Origin of the sequence: Saccharomonospora sp., assembly GCF_027317685.1 — a bacterium.
GTDB lineage: Bacteria > Actinomycetota > Actinomycetes > Mycobacteriales > Pseudonocardiaceae > Saccharomonospora.
This window is the reverse complement of the sequence record NZ_DAHVQP010000031.1, coordinates 16,914-35,752: the sequence shown is the minus strand read 5'-3', so window position 1 is coordinate 35,752 and position 18,839 is coordinate 16,914. Positions and strand designations below refer to the sequence as shown.

At 64.0% G+C, this 18,839-nt stretch carries 16 protein-coding genes and 1 pseudogene; 8 read left to right on the top strand and 9 right to left on the bottom strand.

The annotated features are described in order from the left end of the window. Positions 1 to 147: 147 nt before the first annotated feature. From M7H19_RS03370 to M7H19_RS03350, 5 genes are all read right to left on the bottom strand, one after another. The gene (locus M7H19_RS03370) at positions 148 to 909 is read right to left on the bottom strand and encodes an EI24 domain-containing protein (protein ID WP_298176975.1); all 762 of its coding nucleotides are present in this window, start codon (positions 907 to 909) and stop codon (positions 148 to 150) included. Between the two features lie 188 nt (positions 910 to 1,097). Beyond that, a complete protein-coding gene (locus M7H19_RS03365; protein WP_298176973.1) occupies positions 1,098 to 1,982 on the bottom strand; it encodes a 3-keto-5-aminohexanoate cleavage protein in 885 nt (294 codons plus the stop codon). A gap of 33 nt (positions 1,983 to 2,015) precedes the next feature. Then, complete coding sequence (locus M7H19_RS03360) at positions 2,016 to 2,513, bottom strand: acetone carboxylase subunit gamma (protein ID WP_298176971.1); 498 nt, start codon at positions 2,511 to 2,513, stop codon at positions 2,016 to 2,018. A gap of 88 nt (positions 2,514 to 2,601) precedes the next feature. After that, positions 2,602 to 4,797, bottom strand: coding sequence for a hydantoinase B/oxoprolinase family protein (locus M7H19_RS03355; RefSeq protein ID WP_298176969.1), 2,196 nt, complete (start codon positions 4,795 to 4,797; stop codon positions 2,602 to 2,604). A 48-nt stretch (positions 4,798 to 4,845) separates the two neighbouring features. Continuing rightward, positions 4,846 to 6,984, bottom strand: coding sequence for a hydantoinase/oxoprolinase family protein (locus tag M7H19_RS03350; protein WP_298176967.1), 2,139 nt, complete (start codon positions 6,982 to 6,984; stop codon positions 4,846 to 4,848). Positions 6,985 to 7,250: 266 nt separating this feature from the next. Between M7H19_RS03350 and M7H19_RS03345 the strand changes: the two genes are divergently transcribed. Together M7H19_RS03345 and M7H19_RS03340 are read left to right on the top strand one after the other, a co-directional pair. Then, positions 7,251 to 7,460, top strand: coding sequence for a hypothetical protein (locus M7H19_RS03345; protein WP_298176964.1), 210 nt, complete (start codon positions 7,251 to 7,253; stop codon positions 7,458 to 7,460). A 50-nt stretch (positions 7,461 to 7,510) separates the two neighbouring features. Further along, positions 7,511 to 8,899 (top strand): cytosine permease, encoded by a 1,389-nt coding sequence (locus M7H19_RS03340; protein WP_298176960.1) that lies wholly within the window; start codon positions 7,511 to 7,513, stop codon positions 8,897 to 8,899. 38 nt (positions 8,900 to 8,937) lie between these two features. Here M7H19_RS03340 and M7H19_RS03335 read toward each other — a convergent pair whose 3' ends face one another. Next, on the bottom strand, positions 8,938 to 9,402 hold the full coding sequence (locus tag M7H19_RS03335) for an Lrp/AsnC family transcriptional regulator (protein WP_298176958.1): 465 nt from the start codon (positions 9,400 to 9,402) through the stop codon (positions 8,938 to 8,940). A gap of 134 nt (positions 9,403 to 9,536) precedes the next feature. Here M7H19_RS03335 and M7H19_RS03330 point away from each other — a divergent pair, with 134 nt between their 5' ends. Together M7H19_RS03330 and M7H19_RS03325 are read left to right on the top strand one after the other, a co-directional pair. Beyond that, entirely contained in the window at positions 9,537 to 9,974 is a 438-nt protein-coding gene (locus M7H19_RS03330; RefSeq protein WP_298176957.1) for a thioesterase family protein, read from the top strand. 106 nt (positions 9,975 to 10,080) lie between these two features. Further along, entirely contained in the window at positions 10,081 to 10,488 is a 408-nt protein-coding gene (locus tag M7H19_RS03325) for a hypothetical protein (RefSeq protein WP_298176955.1), read from the top strand. Positions 10,489 to 10,685: 197 nt separating this feature from the next. Here M7H19_RS03325 and M7H19_RS03320 read toward each other — a convergent pair whose 3' ends face one another. After that, entirely contained in the window at positions 10,686 to 11,066 is a 381-nt protein-coding gene (locus tag M7H19_RS03320) for a DUF4286 family protein (protein ID WP_298176953.1), read from the bottom strand. A 1,100-nt stretch (positions 11,067 to 12,166) separates the two neighbouring features. Here M7H19_RS03320 and M7H19_RS03315 point away from each other — a divergent pair. The 3 genes and pseudogenes from M7H19_RS03315 to eutC all read left to right on the top strand — a co-directional run bounded on the left by M7H19_RS03315 (position 12,167) and on the right by eutC (position 16,237). Further along, positions 12,167 to 14,611, top strand: coding sequence for a penicillin acylase family protein (locus M7H19_RS03315; RefSeq protein ID WP_298176950.1), 2,445 nt, complete (start codon positions 12,167 to 12,169; stop codon positions 14,609 to 14,611). A gap of 202 nt (positions 14,612 to 14,813) precedes the next feature. Then, positions 14,814 to 15,449, top strand: a pseudogene (gene eutB, locus M7H19_RS03310) (ethanolamine ammonia-lyase subunit EutB); the annotation flags it as partial. Between the two features lie 71 nt (positions 15,450 to 15,520). Next, complete coding sequence (eutC, locus tag M7H19_RS03305) at positions 15,521 to 16,237, top strand: ethanolamine ammonia-lyase subunit EutC (RefSeq protein ID WP_298176948.1); 717 nt, start codon at positions 15,521 to 15,523, stop codon at positions 16,235 to 16,237. 10 nt (positions 16,238 to 16,247) lie between these two features. Here eutC and M7H19_RS03300 read toward each other — a convergent pair whose 3' ends face one another. Both M7H19_RS03300 and M7H19_RS03295 read right to left on the bottom strand, forming a co-directional pair. Then, positions 16,248 to 16,415, bottom strand: coding sequence for a hypothetical protein (locus M7H19_RS03300; RefSeq protein ID WP_298176946.1), 168 nt, complete (start codon positions 16,413 to 16,415; stop codon positions 16,248 to 16,250). 124 nt (positions 16,416 to 16,539) lie between these two features. Continuing rightward, positions 16,540 to 17,211 (bottom strand): DUF6226 family protein, encoded by a 672-nt coding sequence (locus M7H19_RS03295; protein WP_298176944.1) that lies wholly within the window; start codon positions 17,209 to 17,211, stop codon positions 16,540 to 16,542. A gap of 243 nt (positions 17,212 to 17,454) precedes the next feature. On the opposite strand from M7H19_RS03295, the gene M7H19_RS03290 reads away from it, so the two are divergent. Beyond that, positions 17,455 to 18,792, top strand: a complete 1,338-nt coding sequence (locus M7H19_RS03290; RefSeq protein ID WP_298176942.1) for an amidohydrolase family protein — start codon at positions 17,455 to 17,457, stop codon at positions 18,790 to 18,792. The last annotated feature ends 47 nt before the right edge of the window (positions 18,793 to 18,839 follow it).

Here is an 18,839-nt window from a genome sequence, read left to right as displayed (position 1 = left end):
CGGTCTCCGCCTCCGTTACATGGGCCTACCTCGCCGCACCAGCGTGAGAATCGCCGAAGCAGGACTGATCGGCGGGCGGATGTGGGGAACGGAAAAAAGGTCGAGGACCGGCGAAGCCCCATCTCGAAGCTCGTGACGCCGCTTGAGCTAGTGGCCCACCGGAGCGGTGTCGTTGTCGCGGAGGGTTTCGAAGGTGACCAGGACAGCGCCGACGAAGGCGATCGGCATGACGACGATGGCGGCGAGCGGAATCGCGCACAGCAAAGAAGCGGGTAGTCCCAGGCCGAGCGCCAGAGAACGCCGTTTGCTCAGCAGCGCGCGTCGTTGTTTGAGGTCCATCCCACGGCGGTAGAACGACACCGCGACCAGTTCGAGCGCGAGGAACCACGCGGTCACCAGCGCCATGAGCACCGGCACGACAGTCTGTCCGACCACGGGAATGAATCCCGCGATCAGCAGCGGCAACGTGAACAGCAGCGACCGCAGCATGAGCAGGACACCGTCTCGAAGCCCCACCCACAGCAACCACCACCACGACAACTCCACCTCGCTTGATGGACCGCCGAGATCGTCTTCCACCTTCTCCGCGATGTGCTCGTAGAACGGGCCGCCCACGGCCAACGTCAGCGCTGTGAAACCGGTGAGTCCGACCACCAACGCCGTACCGATCAGCGCGACACCCGCCGCGATCCGGATCGCCGTGCGCCAGCCTTCCGCCCAGTCGTCCGCGAACGGCGTGATCCACGCCGCGAGGTCGCCGCTCCAGTAGACCAGCGCGACCATTCCACCGGCCAACAGCAAAGTGGTCAGTAACGCCGGCAACATGCCGAGGAGCAACAATCGCGGCGACCGGAGCAGAATGCCCAGTCCACGCCCGAACAGCCGAACACCTCTGAAGAAGTCACGCACGGGTTACTTCTATCAGCGGACGTGATCAACTCCTCCGGCGGCCCGGGTTCGATGATCGATTCGGTGCGAGAAACACCGGAAGGCAGGGACAAGCGCTCACAAGTCCGACCGCACATGGGCGAAGGCCGAGCGCATCGAAGTGGTACCGACCTCTATACGCTCGGCCTTCCCGTATGTCGACGTGCGGTTCAGCGGGACTTGAGGTCCAGTATCTCCCGGGCCTCGTCGGGCGTCGCCACCCGCGACCCCAGATTGTGGATCAAGTCGACCGCGCGTGTGACCAGCTGTTCGTTGGTGGCCTTGACGCCTTTGGAGAGATAGAGGTTGTCCTCCAGGCCGACTCGGACGTGGCCGCCCAACAGCACCGACTGCGCCACCCACGGCATCTGCATCCTGCCGAGCGCAAACGCCGCCCACTGCGCCCCTTCGGGAAGCCGGTTGACCATCGCCTGCAGATGCAACGGGTCGGCCGGCGCGCCGTAGGGGATGTCCATGCACAGCTGGAACAACGGCGGCGGGTCGACGAGCCCTTCTTCGACGAGTTTGCTGGCGAACCACAGCTGCCCGGTGTCGAAGATCTCCATCTCGGGTTTGACGCCGAGTTCCTGGATCCGTCGCGCGCCCTTACGCAGCATGTCGGGGGTGCTGACGTAGATTTGGTTGCCCTCGCCGAAGTTCAGCGTGCCGCAGTCCAGCGTGCAGATGTCGGGGTCCAGCTCCTCGACGTGCGGCAGGCGCTCGTAGGCATTCACCAGGTCGGTGCCCTCGACCGGCTTCAGCGGATCCTCGTCGTCGATCACCAGGTCGCCGCCCATGCCCGCGGTCAGGTTGAGTACGACGTCGACGTCCGACGCGCGGATGCGCTCCACGGTCTCGCGGTACAGGTTCACGTCACGTGATCCCTGGCCGGTGTCCGGGTCGCGAACGTGGATGTGCACGACGGCGGCCCCTGCCCGCGCGGCGGCGATCGCCGAGTCGGCGATCTGCTCGGGCGTCACCGGGACGTGCTCGCTTTTGCCCACGGTGTCGCCCGCACCGGTGACGGCACACGTGATGATCACGTTCTCGTTCACGGTAACTCCTCTGTCGAAACGAAAGCCCGGTGCCTACGCCTGCTCGGGCAGTGGGCGCTTGAGCCAATCCCGGTAGAACGCCTCCAAATCGGGCAGGAAGTCGAACACGACCGGGAACCCCGGTGGAGCGGCCTCGACCTCCAACAACGTGTAGCAGCCGGGGCACATGAACTCGCGGAGCTCCATCCATTCCGGATCGCAGGCATAACGGCCCGGGTAGATCTCCTCGATGCTCTCCCGGTCACCGCGAACCCGTACCAGGGCGTTCAGCTTCCAGTTCTCTCGGTAGTCGCCGAACTCGTGCCCGCAGTCGCACTTGACGACCCGCCCGTGCGCGGCCTGCACGATGTAGAGGTGTTCCCCGATGGGAAGCAGGATCTGCTCGGACCACGGGACGCGTTCCTGCAGGATCTGCAGGTAGGTCTCGAACCGGTCGTCGTCCTTATACGAACTCATGATCGACTTGGTGGCCGGCCAGGGCAGTGTCCCGTCGATCAGATCCTGGATCGTTTTCTTGTCGTAGCTTGTCACCTGCTGGTCCAATCTGTGGGAAGGAACAGGGAGCCGGGGTGGTGTGCGGGAGTCGGCGTGCTCGCCGCACACCACCCGGATCAGCGGTTCAGCGCCCCTTCGGCGGTGTGAACTCGAAGTCGGAAGGCAAGTTCCAGAATTCACGGAATTCCTGGGTGAACCGGGCCGAGTTGGCCATGCTGTCGCGGTACATCTCCTGGACCTCGGGAGCGAAGTCCTGGGCGAGTACCCGCTCGCGGTCCTGTTCGACCCACTGCCGCACAGGCACCGCGTGTGTCCTGCGGTCCCGCTGGATCCGCTCGCGCCTGGCGATGGTGGCTTCCCGGTCGACGCGGCAGCCGTCGGAGTCCGACTCCACCACGACGCCGTACACGGCCTTGGCCGAGTCGGCGGTGACATAGCCGTTGGCGACATCACGAGCCACCGAATCCGGGTCACGCTCCAGCGGGTCACCGTAGCCGCCGCCACCGTTGTAGGAGTGGGCGAACAGGTCGCCTTCACGCAACGGTTCGGCGAGGTAGGGACCTTCGATGACCTTGACATCGCCGCCCGCGTACTTCTCGATGTCCGTCTCGTAGGGGTCCGTGCCGAGCGAGTGCGGCAGCCGGGCGCTCTTGCTCGTCAGCTCCTTCAGGTCGGTGTCGTGTGCCGCGTAGTGCAGCTGCACGGTCGGGGCGGGGTAGCCACCGCACATTCCGGCGTTGTCGAAAACGCGGCTGGAGTGTTCCGAGGTGGCGATGATCAGCTGCGGGGTCTTGTTCACCAGCCACAGCGACTCGAATCCCGCACCGCCACGGTACTTACCGAAGCCACCGGAGTTGGCGCTGATGGTGCGACCGAGGTAGAGCATGGGCATGTCCTGTTCCCAGATCTCCATGTTGCCCATGTCGGATTCCGGGTTCCAGCCCACGTAGGCGGTGTCCAGCCCGTCCTTGATACCCATCGCACCACTTCCGGCCGCGGCACATTCGAACAGCGCGATACCGAACCGGGTGCCGTACTGGCTCTGCCCGCCCATCTCGATCATCGGACTGTTCACCTGTCCGACGAACACTTCCTCCTTGTATCCGCGGCCGAGGAAACCTCGGCTCAGGAGTCGCTGGAAGACCCCGAAGGCGGGCAGAAGCAGCGCCCACGACGTAGCGGTGGCCAAGGACTCGTCCGTCGGATTCGTCCAGGTCCCCTCCGGCAGGTTCATGTCCGTAGCGAGCCACGCACCGTCGTTGACCTTGCCGTCGTAGTTCATGCTCTGCGTCAACGTGACGAAGAAGCCACCGTCCATTCCGGCCGGTGTGCAGTTCATCGAGTGGTAGCCCGAGGAGTTGGTGCCGTCGAAGTCCAGGTGGATCTTCCCTTCGGCGGAGATCTCCATCTCCATCGGGATCGCGTACAGCCAGTTCTTGTTGCCCATGGGCAACACACCCTGCTTGCCCTCGGTCACGTGCCCGAAGAACGTGTGCCCCCGATAGCGTCCCGGAACGGTCAACTGGCGCACACGTGCGAGCTGGGCCCGCCGTCCCTCCTCGATGAACTCCTTGGTCGCCCTCTTGTAGTAGTCCAGCCCGACCTGGTCGATCAGCTCCAGAAGCTGGTCTCGGACCTCGAGGCACGCCGCGACCTTGGCCTTCTCGTCGAGCACCCAGTAGATGGGCATGCGCAGGTTGCGTTCGAGGCGGATGAGGTAGTCACGACGCAGCTCGTCGTTCTCACCGACCTTCTCGGCGCAGACCATCAACCCCTCGGTGTAGCGCTCCTGAGCCAGCGCGACGTCGCCGCCGGGAGTGATCCCACCGACCTCCAGTTCGTGGCACACGGCGGCGGCCCAGCCGATCAACTCGTCGTCGTAGAAGATCGGGATCACGTCGATGACGTCGGGGGCTTGCACCGTGCCGATGAAGGCGTCGTTGTTGGCGAAGATGTCCCCCGGGCGGATTCCCGGCGCCTTCTCGTAGTCGTTCTGGATCATCCACTTGATGAACCGGCTCGCAGTGTGGACGTGCACCATGATGCCGGTGGACAAGGCGATCGCGTCGCCTTCCGGCGTGTAGAGCGCGACCACGCTCTCGCCCACCTCGCGGACACCGGGCGATGCGGAGATCCGTTTGGCCATCTCGCGAGCGGAGACGACCATCGACCGGAGCTTGATGTGCAAGCTCTCGTACTTCAGCGGGTCCTCGTCACGAAGATCCAATTTGTCCAGTCCGGCATAGTGGCCGGTCTCCTGGAACAGCCGGTCGCTGGCGAGAAGCTGGTCTTTCAGTGGGGTCGCGGTGGTCTCTGTCATCTGACTAGCGGACATGGAGCCATCCTTGTTCTGTCGAAAAGTCGGTACTCACGCGTGCTCGTAGTGCAGGATCGTCCACTCGTCGACCCACACCCGGTCGCCGGCGGGAATGACGAGAGTGGTCGCCGGATGCTCGATGACGGCGGGACCCTCGATCTCGTTCCCGGGGCGCAACAGGTCCATCTCCCACAGACGCGCCTCGTGCCATTCGCGGTTGTAGTACATGTTGCGGGTGCCCTTGAACGCCTCGCGGGACGCCTTCTTGCCTTCCAACGGCTGCCGCACCAACTTCGGCTTGATCTTGTCCACTTTGGCTATCAAGCCCAGCTCGGTGACGCTGTGTCCCGCTTCGCGGTAGTGCGCGACAGCGCGGTTGATGGAGGTGTAGAGCCGCTCGAACTCGCCGACGAGCATGTCCAGACCGGAGTCCGTGGACAGCTGCTGCAGAGGGATCGGCACCTCCACGTCCTCCAGCTGCCCGGTGTAACGCATCATGGCGAACATCTCCAGCTGCACGTCGGCGGGGTCATGGCCTTCCTCGGCCATTTCCCGACGCGCGGCGTCGGCGAGCGCTGCCCACACCGCGTCGATCTCCTCGATCACCTGCTTGCGGTGTTCGGCCGAGGCCTCCGGCGGGACTGTCAGCTGCACCGAGCGGCTGTAGCGGCGCAGGTAGTCGGCCGTGGTGCAGCCGAACGCCGAGAAGGCCGCCGCGAAGGGGAACGTGAGAATGTTCTTGAAGCCCAGTCCCCTGCTGTACTCGGCCATGTGCAGCGGGCCCGAGCCACCGTAGGCCATCAGCGAGTACTCGGACGGGTCGACGGCGCGGGCGGAGACCATCTGCCGGATGGCTTCCTTGGCGTCCATCTCCAGCAGGTTGGCCATGCCCTCAGCGGCTTCGTAGACGTCGATGTCGAGCGGGTCGGCCACCTTCTCCTGGAGCACGCGCTTGGCGCCCTCGATGTCGAGCTTCACCTTCCCGCCGAGGAAGTAGTCGGGGTTGAGCCGACCCATGATCGCGTCGCAGTCGCAGACCGTCGGCTCGGTGCCCCCCATCCCGAACGCCACCGGCCCCGGCGACGATCCCGCGCTTTCCGGGCCGAGGCTGATCTTCTTGGTGAGCGGGTCGACCTTGATGATGGTTCCCGCACCGGCCCCGATGGTGTCCATCGCGATGGTCGGCAGGTTCAGCTTGAACCGCGCGAGGGTGGGCTCGTTCTCGATCGGCACATTGCCGCGTGTGATGGCGCTGATGTCGAAACTGGTGCCACCCATGTCGGTGACGACCACCGAGTCCGCGCCGATCACGTCACCGATGTACTTGGCACCGAGGATCCCGCCGACGGGGCCGGAGATCATCGTTTCGTGCAGGCGCGGGTACCGCACGCCCGCCAGCCCTCCGTAGGACAGGACGGTCTGCACTCCGTAGCGGAAACCCTGCCCTTGCGCGGCTTCTTCCACACCGACGAGTTGCTCACGACTTTTGTCGGCAGCGTAGGCCTCGATGATGACGCTGTTCAATCGGGACTGCTCACGCACCACGGGACGTACCGCGGATGAGAGGTAAACGGGAATCTCGACACCGCGGTCGGCCAGCACCTTCTGCGCCACGTCCGCGATCTGGCGTTCGTGCTTGTCGTCCACATAGGAGAAGATGCAGCACACGCACAGAGCCTCGACATCCTGTTCGAGAAGCTCTTCGACCGCCTGCACAACCTCGTGCTCATAAACCGGGATGGTTTCGTTACCGAATTGGTCGATACGTTCGGTGATCCCGCGAATACGGTTGCGAGGAACGAGCGGCTCGGGGTGAGCGTGCGTCACAGCGTGCAGCCGGTCCGGGTACGAGTACTCCGCCCAGGCCTGCAACCCCCGGCCCATCAGTACGGCGTCCTCCATGCCGCGGGTCACCAGGAGCCCTACGCGGCGGCCAGTACGGGACAGCAGGGTGTTGAGCATTCCCGTCCCGGAGTACAGCACCACCGACAACTTCTCAAAAGTGTCCTCTGAGGACAGACCCCACTGCCGAGCCGCGTCGGCTGCGGACTCCAGAAAACCCTCCGACTCGTTACGCGGAGTCGTCGAGGCCTTGCCCACAGCAAAGCGTCCGTGCTCATCGACGAGGAGCGTGTCGGTCATCGTTCCGCCCGCGTCGATGCCGAGTACGAGAGGTTGAAACTCGTTCACCAGGCTTCCTTCCCTGCGTTCGCGCCACACCAGCGACCGCTACGCGTTGCGTAGCCAGGTGCGAGTGAAACTATGGAACGCGTACGACACTGCCGGATGTTCTACGCACAGTCAAGGCAAGTCGTGGTGTTTGACGGCTCACGTTATGCGTACGTAACAACGAAAAAGTCGCCGCAAAAGCGAAAGAGATCACCTTGCAGTTGACGGTTCGCGTAATTTTTGACAGGTTCGCTAACCATTGCGCAGGCAGAATCCCTGTTTGCCGTGTGCGCACAGTCGCGTACAGCGCGATGGCCATCCTCGGTGCTCAACTCAAGGATGTGATGCTTGTGAGTCAAGACGAGACAGTGTTGGCCGAACTCTCCGCGCTCGATACCGCACCCGTCGGCAAGGAGTTCAACCGAGCCGACTACGTACTTCTCCTTGTCCTCGGTGTCGTGATCCCTGCGGTTCTCTTGGCTTGGGGTTGGTTGTGACTTCTTCACAAACCAGAATTAAGATTCCGAAATCCAGCCTGCCGCTGCCGTTGAAGGAGCGGAACTGGAACGGGTTCGTCCTCGGCGCGGTCTGTACGACTGCGGGGATCGCCACCTGGTCCTTCGTCGTCGGTGGAACGTCCGCCAGCTACCTCGACGCCAAGATGGGTGTGGCGGCGATGTTGGCGGGAGGACTGATCGGACAGTTCCTTATCAGCCTCGCCACGATTCCCCCGAGCACGAAGTTCGGCATCGAGACGGTGATCTCCACCAAACCGCAGCTCGGCTCGCGCGGCAGTTATCTCGCGCTGTTCATGCAGTACTGCACCGCACTCGGCTGGAACTGCGTACTCATGCTCTTCTTCGGCCGGTCGGCTGCCTCCATTTTGGAGATTCTCGGGCTCATCAGCGCAGAAGCCAAAGCCGGATGGGCTACCGGAATCTCCGCCGCCGGTGTGGTATTAGTCTGGCTGATGGTGAGCCGCGGCGCGAACTCACTACAGAAAGTGGGTCCCGTCGTCGCTATCTCGATCTCGTTGATGGCCGTGTGGCTCCTGGTGCTGCTACTCCAGGACTACGGCATCTCCGAGATCTCGGCGGCAGAACCCCTCGCTCCGACGTCCGACGAGCTACTCAACTACACCTCGGTCGTCGAGTTGCTCATCGTGAGCACCTGGGGCTGGTGGTCCTACATGGGCGGAATGGTGCGCATGGTCGACAGCGCCCGCAAAGCCATACTTCCGTCCATGCTCGGCCTGGGTGTCGCCTGGGTCCTGGTCGCCGCTATCAGTCTGTATTCCACTTTGGTCACAGGAGAACCGGATCCGGCAGTGTGGGCTCCCATGATCGCCGGCGAGGTGGGTGGCATCGCCGTACTGCTCTTCATCGCGTTCGCCAACTTGGGCTCGACGCTGGTGGGAGCGTTCGTCGCATCGTTGGGTGTCTCTCAGATTCCCAAGGTGGGTGGCACACTGTCCTGGCGGGTCATCAGCGGGCTGGTGCTGTTGCCCATGCTGCTGGTCAGCCTGTTCTTCGCGGAGCCGTTCTCCAACAACGTCGACCAGTTCATGGCCTTCATCGGCCTGATGATCGCGCCGATGGTGGGCATCCAGATCGCCGACTGGCATGTGTTGCGGCGCGGCAAAACCCTTCGGGTTTCAGGGCTGTACCAGCAGAGTCAGGCGTCGTGCTATTGGTATCTCGGTGGCTTCAACCCCGCCGGGATCATCGCTTTGGCGCTGGGCAGCGTCACCTACCAGTTGCTGCTGGACCCGGTCACCTACGAGCCCCGATCGTCCCTGTTCAAGTACGTGACCGCGTCGCTGCCCGCGCTGGTCGTAGCGGCGGTGGTGTACTCGCTGCTGTCGATGCTGTGGCGAGGAAGACTGAACCCTGCGAGAGCGGACACCCAGCTGGACGAGACTCCGCGGTCCGGCTGATCAGCGATCGGTGAACCGAGTGGGCCTGCGGGCTGGGATCAAGCCTGCAGGCCCACCGTCCCGCCGCCGTTGAACGTCGGATAGACGTAGGAGACCTTGTGCATCTTGATTTCCTGGAACGTCTCGGCGTCGGTGATTCCGTCGACGGCCGGCAGCCGATCGGTCAGGATCTGCCACAAGTGGTCGTGATCACGGCACACCAGCTGAACGTAGAGATCCGCACGCCCGGTGCAGGAGGAAATATAGGTGATCTCTTCCCAGGGGGTCAGTTCGTCGATGACCGACTGCCGCTTGCCCACCTGCACTTTGATCAGGATGAACACCATCACGCTGTAGCCCAATTTAAATGGGTCGGCGATAGCGGCGATGGTCAGAATGCCCTCGCGTTGAAGACGGTTCGCGCGGCTACGCACCGTGCCTTCGGACACACCCAGCTCGCGGGCGATCTCCCGATACGAGGCGCGGCCGTTGAGCTGTAACATATTCAGGATCTTGTTATCCATCGCGTCCAATAGCGGCCGGGACGCCTGTAAACGACTCGCACTGGTCCGTCTCACAAACGGCATTTTACCTACCACCCTCGCTTGGGCGCGTCGGGGGACCCAGGCTCGTTCATCGGAAGAGGTGCCTGCATTCCATGCCTGAACTGCTCCGTTATCACGAGAAAGTCCGCGACGAATGGATCGACTACAACGGCCATCTCAGCGAGCCGTTCTACGTCATGGTTTTCGGATTCGCCACGACGAACTTGATGGACGAAGTAGGTCTCGACGAGCGGTATCGCGCCGAAACGAACGCTTCGCTGTACACCGTCGAAGCGCACGTGCGCTATTTGAAGGAAGTCGGCCCGAACGCCGACCTCCTGGTCACCACTTCGGTCGTGTCCATCGGCACGAAGAAACTGCGGCTCTGCCACGAGATGTACGTCGATGACGAACTGGTCGCCACCGAAGAACTTCTCGCGTTACACGTGAAAGACGGGGCCTCGTATCCGTTTCCCGAGGAGGTCGCGAAGCGGCTGCAGCAGTACGTGACTGCCGCACCCGACTACGCCGGGCGCTCCATCAGCGGCTGATACCGTCCTCGCCACGAAGCGGAGGGGAACACCACATCGGATATTCCCTCGGCTCACCCGGAACCCCGGTTACCGAGATGAGATCTTCGTGCGATCAGTCGCGTTGATGGTCGTTTTGCTCTCCGCGCTCACCGGATGCGGCTCGGTCGGGGAAAGCGGGTCGATGGAGTACGACGAGGAGTTCGCCGCACACCTGCGTGAGCTGTGCGACGGCAGGCAGAGCAGACCGCTGAAGGATCTGGTGCCAGGGGACTGGACCACCGTGCACATCATTCTCGGCCCGCACACCGAGGAGTGGGTCGAGCGCGAGATCGGCGCACCGCTACCGGAACCGAAGTACGGGTTCGACACCGAGGGCAACGTCCTCGTGTTCATGCGCGGCCAGGACGTCGTTCGGATGAAGGGCACCACCGGCCGACTACTGGGAGAGGACTACTTCTCGTCGGAAATCGTGCTGCGAGGCACGAGCACCACCATCGAGATCGACGATCCGACACCACCGCAGCCGGACTGAATCCCCCTTACAGAATGTGCTACCTCGATCGACGACGAGTACGACGAGAGCCCCCGGATGGCTGACGCCCGGGGGCTTCTCCACATCGACGCTCGAAAGGCCCCGCACCCCGGAAGCATCTGGTTGCCGGTGTCCCTTGGTCGAAGCTCTGTCAGAGGTCGATTTCGGCCGCCCTCCGATGTCTTCAGCCGCGACGACTACGACGCGGGCTGGGACGAATCACCATCGTCTGCCGGGCGAACGACATCATCGCGAGTGATGCGCTTTGTGATCGGGATGAAGGTGTGGGAGATCCGGTCGGGGTCCATCGCCGGACTCACGAACATCCCCACGGCTCGGGCCTCGTCGAGTGCTGAGAGCGCCTCCTCCAGCGGGCCCTCGATCTCGTAGAGGGCGATGTACCGGTAAGCCGGTTCCGGATTACCTTCGCGCTGGTAGTCGGCCAGCCGGAAACGCTGCGCCGAAACAAAGCCGGGAACGGCCACGACATCGTGCAGGTGCTGGTTCGTGTACCAGTCGTTGTATTCGTCCTCTCGCCCCGGGAGCGGGTCGGACTGCACGAGGAACAAGTAGTTCATGCCAATCAACTCCTACCGGAATGTCAGGCCAATGGAATCATTGTGGATGAAAACGATGAAAGCCGATTCCGCGAGGAGGCCTTTCAGTCCCATGAGGGTTCGATCGGTCTACACCGACTAGCCTGAGGCGGATACATCGAGTGCGAATTCCTCAGTGATCCGATACCTGAACTCCATTCAGGAATCGGGGCCGCCGACACAACGGTGTGAGGTCAGAACGAGCCCACCGAATTCGCCGACACGCCCCCACATCGAAAAGGGCTCCCCTGAGCGAGACCCCTTCGCCGGAAACCGAGCATCAGCGCAGAGGCTCGACCCATGCCCTCCCACCAGCCCCCTTCGGCACAACCTACCGAACGATCGTTCTGTCCACTGTCGCGCAAGCTTCTCTCGTGCGCATCGAGTTGTCAAGGTCACATGGCGGCTTTCTTCTCGACACCCGTCGGACGAGCCGCGCCCGGAGGGTGGGATAAGCGCATTCACCGGGAATCCGCTGGTGGCAGCAGTGACAGCAAGGCGCTGACCTTCGGCGGCCTGCCGCATCCCACCCGGCGACAGGGCCCCGCGCCCACAGGCACCCATCGCCGAAGTCCGGCGCGAGGCACATCGGAACGAAGGCGGCGCGGAGCCCCCTCCATCGCCGATGGTGGGACGTTTCGCGACCCTCGGCAGGCTCACCTCAGGTCCGGCCCGCTCCACATCCCCGCGCAGGTCCGTTCCGGCGAGGCCGTCTCCACGGAAAAAACGATGTCGGGCCATGTTCCCACCTCGACATGCGGGACACCGTCATCGGTGATTCCATAGAGCACCGAAACCGAATCGGCCCCACGGGCCAGCATCTACTCAACGAAGATCCCGCTCGGACCCGGCCGCCGCAGCGATTCATCCCATTCGTGAGCCACGCACGTTCTCACCCACCGCCCGGCGGGTAAATGCGCTCTTTCGCACGCTGCGTCGAGACAGAGTCACGAATAAACTCCGAAAACACTCGACTTATGACTCGACAACGAACCGGGTAAGGAATGAACGCAGCCAACCGAAGAATGAAACGTTCCGCTGTTGCGTTACTCGCAACGGCCACCATGGTCCTGACTCTGGGAATGACCGGCACCACGTCCGCGACAGCCGATCAGCCGCTCGACTGGACATATCAGGTGACCGGCCTCGACGAACCGGTCGACATCATCGTGGACGAGTGGGGCGTACCGCACATCTACGCCGGTGAACATTACGACACCTTCTTCGCGCAGGGGTTCAACGCCGCCCGCGACCGACTGTGGCAGATCGACCTGTGGCGTAAGCGAGGACTCGGTCGGCTCTCCGAGGCACTCGGTCCGGAGTACGTCGAACAGGACCGCGCGAACCGCATGTTCTCCTACCGGGGAGACATGGAACAGGAATGGTCTTCCTACGGTGACGACGCGAAACATATCGCGGAGTCCTACACCTCCGGCATCAACGCCTACGTCGAGCTCGCTCGGGACAACCGGGATCTCCTGCCGTGGGAATTCGAGTTCCTGGGATACGAGCCGGACCTGTGGAAACCCGAGGACGTTGTACGGCTACGGACCCATGCGATCGCCGGAAACCTCACCAGTGAGGTGGAGCGCGCGTACTTCGTAAAGGACTTCGGCTTTCAGTACGAGGACATTCGCAGCCCACTCGACGCGGGATGGCGGACCGAAGTACCGGAAGGGCTCGATCTGAGTGTGCTCCCGGACACCCCCGACGACCTGCTACGGGTCTACGACTTGGCGACCGGCCCGGTCGAGTTCGACGCGGACACGCTGTCCGTCGAGTTTGGGGAGGCCGAGATCGACGGACGTCCGGTCACCGCTGCGACAGTCCACGAGGCAACCGAGAACGCGGCTGGTCGACTGCCCGACGACACGGAGGACGACCGAAAGGAAGGGTCCAACACGTTCGTGGTCTCACCGGGGCGGACCGCCACCGAAGGGCCGCTGATCGCCAGCGATCCGCACCGAGACCAGGGCGTCCCTTCGCTGCGGTACATCACACACCTCAACGGACCGGGCATCGATGTGATCGGTGCGGGAGAGCCGGGCCTGCCCGGGGTCTCGCTCGGCCACAACGAGAGCATCGCCTTCGGACTGACGATCTACGACATCGACCAAGAGGACCTCTACGTCTACGAGACCAACCCGAAGAACCCGAACGAGTACCGCTACCGGGGTCGCTGGGTACCGATGGACGTGGAGACCGCTGAGATCCCGGTACGGGGCAGTGCTTCCGAAACGGTCGAGATGAAGTTCACCGAACACGGCCCCGTCATCTACGAGGACGAGGAGAACAACGTCGCATTCGGTGTCCGAACGGTATGGAGCGAACCGGGTACCAGTGCCTATTTCGGAAGCGTGGAATACATGCGCGCCCAGGACTGGGACGGGTTCCTCGGGGCGATGGACCGTTGGGGCACCCCCGGGGAGAATCAACAGTACGCCGACGCCGAGGGAAACATCGGTTGGAAGCCGGCCGGTCGAACGCCGGTTCGCCCCAACTGGGACGGTCTGCTGCCCGTTCCCGGAGACGGTAGCTACGAGTGGGACGGCTTCTACGACATGGACGAACTGCCGGTCAGCTACAACCCGGAACGAGGCTGGTCACAGACCAACAACGAGACGCGGCTGTTCGACGAGCACGAAACCGGGCCGCTCCCGGAGTACGTCGAGCGCAAGATCGGTTTCGAGGCAGCGGAACCTTGGCGTGCGATACGCACCAGAGAGGTCCTGGCCGAGATGGACGACGCGACCATCGACAGCATGCTCGCTTTGCAGACCGACCACCTGTCCGTCCCGGGAAGGCTGATCACGGCGGAGCTCGACGACATCACCTCTGCCGACCCGGCCGTCGACCGTGCGCTTGAACTGCTGCGGGACTGGGACCATGTGATGGACCTCGATTCGGCGGGCGCCGCCCTGTTCGACGTCTGGACCGACATCCACGGAGCCCCCGGCACCGGAGACGGCTTCCTCGGCCGAGCCCTGTTGGAAGCCGCGGTCGAGGACCCGGCCGCGGTCGAACGGATCGGTGAGCCGGACCAAAGAGCGTTGGTCGACATGATCGAGAATCCGGAGGACTGGTTCACCGGCGACGCCATCTCGGTGCGCGACGAGGCGATCACGTCGAGTCTCGCGGCGGCGGTCGCGAAGTTGACCGCGGACCAGGGCGCGGACCCGCAAGGGTGGCGCTACGGCTTCTACAACAAACAGGAACTCATCCACCCGCTCTCCGAACTGGTGGATCCGCACACTCGTCGGGCTATCGACATCGAAGCCGAGGAACGGGAACCGGTGAACAACACGGTCGGAGACCTCGGCGCTTCCTGGCGGTACATCGCCGAGCCGGGTGACTGGGATACCGCGGTGGCGATGAACAACCCGGGCCAGTCGGGTGATCCGGAAAGCCCCTTCTACGAGAACCTGTTCGTTCCGTGGACGAAGGGTGAGACGTTCCCGTTGCTGTTCGACAGGGCGGACGTGATCGAGAACGCCGCGTTGAGCATCCGTCTCGAACCGGCCGGCTGAGACGTTCGCACAAGCTGCGCTGCCGTGGGTACTTTCGGTGAGTCCACCGCCGAAAGCACCCACGGCGACCTCCACGCCGAAGACGAAGTTCGTCCAAGGAGGCGGGCTGCCGACCACGGACCCATAATCGAAGTCCGCGCACGACTTTCGATTATCGAAATCACCACAGTCGAAGTATGATTCGAGATTTCCGCACCCGTCCGTGACCCGAAAGCGAGATGGCGTGTACAGCCAACAGATTCGAGGAGTGAACCACACATTTCCCACCCTGATCGAAGTGCTGGCGAAGGCCTCGCCTCCACGGTCGGGTGATGAACTCGCCGGGTGTGCCGCGGAATCGGATCGCGAGCGTGCTGCCGCGCAATGGGTGCTCGCCGACATCCCGTTGACCGATTTCCTAAACGACGTCCCGATCCCCTACGAAGAGGACGAGATCACCCGACCGATCATCGACGGTCACGATGCGGCGGCGTTCGAGCCCGTGTCACACCTGACCGTCGGAGGGTTGCGGGACTGGCTGCTCGACACCGCGGCACGCGACGACGGAGACACGGAACTGTCGGCACTCGCACCCGGCCTGACACCGGAGATGGTGGCCGCGGTCTCCAAGCTGATGCGCAACCAAGACCTCATCGCAGTCTCCCACGCCGTCGCCCACACGTCGGCTTTCCGCACCACCATCGGCCTGCCCGGCCGACTGAGCACCCGGCTGCAACCCAACCACCCGACCGACGACCCACGCGGTGTCGCCGCCGCCGTCCTCGACGGTCTGCTCTTGGGCTGCGGTGATGCCGTCATCGGCGTCAACCCGGTCAGTGACTCCCCCCCCCGACACACGGCCGACCTACTGCACCTACTCGACGAGATCCGTGAGCGGTACCGGATCCCGACGCGGTCCCGCTGCGCAGAGTGCTCGAGTTCCGAGCCGACCACGCCGATGCGCGAGACGCCATCCACCAGACCGTCGACCTCTCCGCGCTGTGCGCCGACGTGGCCGCGACAGGTGTGGGAACGCCGACCGTGTTGCACAGCCGGGTATGGGATAGGCAGGAGTACCTGCGTCGTCCCGACCTGGGACGTCTTCCCTCCTCACTCGATTCACTGACCCCCAGCGGGGCCGATGTGGGGATCGTGCTCGCCGACGGACTGTCCCCACGGGCATTGGCGGTCCACGGAGCGCTGTTGCTGTCCGCCCTGGTGAACGAACTGGGTTCGAGGTACTCGATCGCCGCTCCTGTCATCGCCACGCAGGCCAGGGTGGCGATCGGCGACCACATCGGCGCTGCACTCGAGGTGGGGACAGTACTCGTCGTGATCGGCGAGCGGCCCGGTTTGTCCGTCGCCGACAGCCTCGGCATCTACCTGACCCACCGCCCACGCCCGGGCCGAACCGACGGGGAACGCAACTGCGTGTCGAACATTCACCCTCCGGACGGCCTCGGCTACGAGCAAGCCGCCGCAACCGTCCTGCGGCTGGTCACCGGTGCCCGTGAACTCGGCCGTTCCGGAGTGGCGTTGAAGGACACCGGTACCGACCGCACGCTCCCCGAAGACCCCACGAGCACGCGGCCACTGTGGGAAACCATCGAAGCGTCACCGGACGGCGACACACCGACCGACGAGTGAGCGACATCGCTCACTCATGCCTGTTCATCGCCGCTGATCCGAGTGCGAGCACGCCGCACACGCCGAAGATCACGGTAAGCATGACGGGGCCATCGTTGAACACGTTCCACACCACGACAGCGATGGCGATGAAGGCCATCACGAAGTTACGAATCTGTAGGGCATTCGGCTTCGCCATGCCACCAGCCTCCCATGCCACCTCGGACGCTCGGCCAGCAGCAGTGGCTCTGGAAGCCGACGAACAGGGGGTTTTCCGTCGTAACCCCCTACCTCTCCTCGAGTCTCTTCGGAGCCCTCTTCCTTCAGGTCAGCCACGAGTGGCCCACGAAGCTCTCGGTACCGCGCGGCAGGCGAACGTCCTCACCGTCGACGAGTCGGCGACACAGTTCCCGCAGCTCGACGTGGTTGAAAGGTAGGCTCCTTCCGCTCATAGCCGAGCCCTCCGGGTACCAATGGGCGTTCCAACCCTTCCCTCGCAGCATGACGAACGGACCACCGACAACGGCGCCGATCGTCTCGTCGATCGATTCGAGGAAGTTGGCCGAACCGAAATCGCAGGCGTCGCAGCCACAGTCTGGCACTCTCTCCACCTCGAAGTCGGGTCGCACGACACTGATCCGCAGGGACGGCACGGTCGGCTCGTCGTCGCTCGCGTTCTGTTCGAGCAACAGCAGCGGCAGCGTTCCGGGTGTGCTCGAGGTGATTCGGAAGCCACGGTCGAAGCGATCCCTGTCCTGCCGTCCAGCGGCCGTGGGCGTGAAACGCTCCAGCTCCACGCCTGGGACCTCGCTCAGCTTCTCGGCCCAGACACGGGCTCGAGCGTGCACGATGTCGTACCGACCTGGTTCGGTGACACGGGAATACTCCTCGTCTCGTGGCGAGGCCATGTCCGGGTGGGGGTCGGGCCACGAAGGCATCCTCAGGCGTTCGTAGCTGTGCTCCACCCGTGTCCGAAGCTCGTCGATCGTCGGCATGCCCGCGACCCTAGGTTTCGACGCCCGAGCACGGCATCCGAATAACGACGGACAGTGACCGCTCCCGCTCGACGTTACGCCCCGGTAGGCCCTTGGCGACCGCCACGCCGTCCTGCGGTGTCACCACGGTCTTCCCGGGTATTCGCCTGACAAACCCACGTAGCGAAGCACACGTCCGAGGCTCCGACGGCCCGTCCTCGGCTTCGGCGTGCGTTCTTCCGATCGAAAAAGGGAGCGGTCATAGTGGGGGCGGGTGAGGCAGGACAGCGCGCTGACACGGGGATTCTCGTCCGGAACGCGCGGATCTTCGACGGGCTCAGCGACGAGGTCCGCCCTGGGCACGTGCGGATCGACGGCCGGAAGATCGCGCACGTCGGCGCCGACGAACCACCTTCGTCCACCGATTCCGGCCACATCGTGATCGACGCCGACGGTCGCACACTGATTCCCGGCCTCAGTGATGCCCATGCCCATGTCATGCTGACCGGCGCCTCCCCCACCACGCTGCTGGCCAGCGGTGCCGGGTTGAGTTATCTCACCGGCGCGGCCGAGGCCGAGGCGATGCTGCTGCGCGGGTTCACCACCATCCGAGACATGGCCGGTGACACCGGCGACCTCAAACGGCTGATCGACGCCGGCCTCCTACCGGGCCCTCGGATCTATCCCAGCCAGGCGGGGATCTCCCAGACCGCCGGGCACGGGGACTTCGGCATGATCTACGAATCGCCCACCGCGCTCGGTGGAACTCCCTCCCGCGCCGAGGAACTGGGGGTCATGCGGGTCGCGAACGGACGTCCACAAGTCCTGGCCGCGGTGCGGGAACAGCTCAAAAAAGGAGCTTCCCAGATCAAACTGATGGCGGGCGGCGGTGCGGCCTCGGCCTACGACCCATTGGACGTATTGCAGTTCACCGCCGACGAGATGCGCGCTGCGGTGGAGGCGGCCACCGACTGGGGAACCTACGTGACCGTGCACGTCTACACCGGCCCCGGCATCCGCCGGGCGGTCGAAGCCGGTGTCGCGGTGATCGAACACGGGCAATTGGCCGACGAGGACGACATCAAACGCATGGCCGACAACGGTGTCTGGTTGAGCACCCAGCCGTTCGTCGAAAACGACCACACGTATGCCAACCCGGTCTCGGCCGAGAAGAACCGTCGGATCTGCACCGGCGTGGAACGAACCTTCGCGTGGGCGCTCGAACACGGGGTCGACATCGCCTTCGGCACGGACCTGCTGCTGGACCCGGGCAAGAGCGGTAAACAAAGTGAGATGCTGACCCGGCTGGCCTCGCTCTGCGGCAGTTCACTGGCCGGACTGAAGATCGCCACCTCCGGCAACGCCGAACTGTTCCGCCTGTCCGGGAACCGCGACCCCTACCAATCCCCCACCGCGGCGGAGAGCGACGGTGCCGCCCGCACCCCGCACCACAACCACCTGGGAGTCATCGCGGAAGGAGCCTGGGCGGACATGTTGCTGATCGACGGCGACCCCACGCGGGATCTCAGCCTCCTCGGCGATCCCGACACCAACCTGCGACTGATCATCAAGGACGGCCGGATCCACAAGAACACACTGTGACCGCCCGAGTCGGTCGCAGTGCATGGCCCCCGAGACGACGGGTGAAG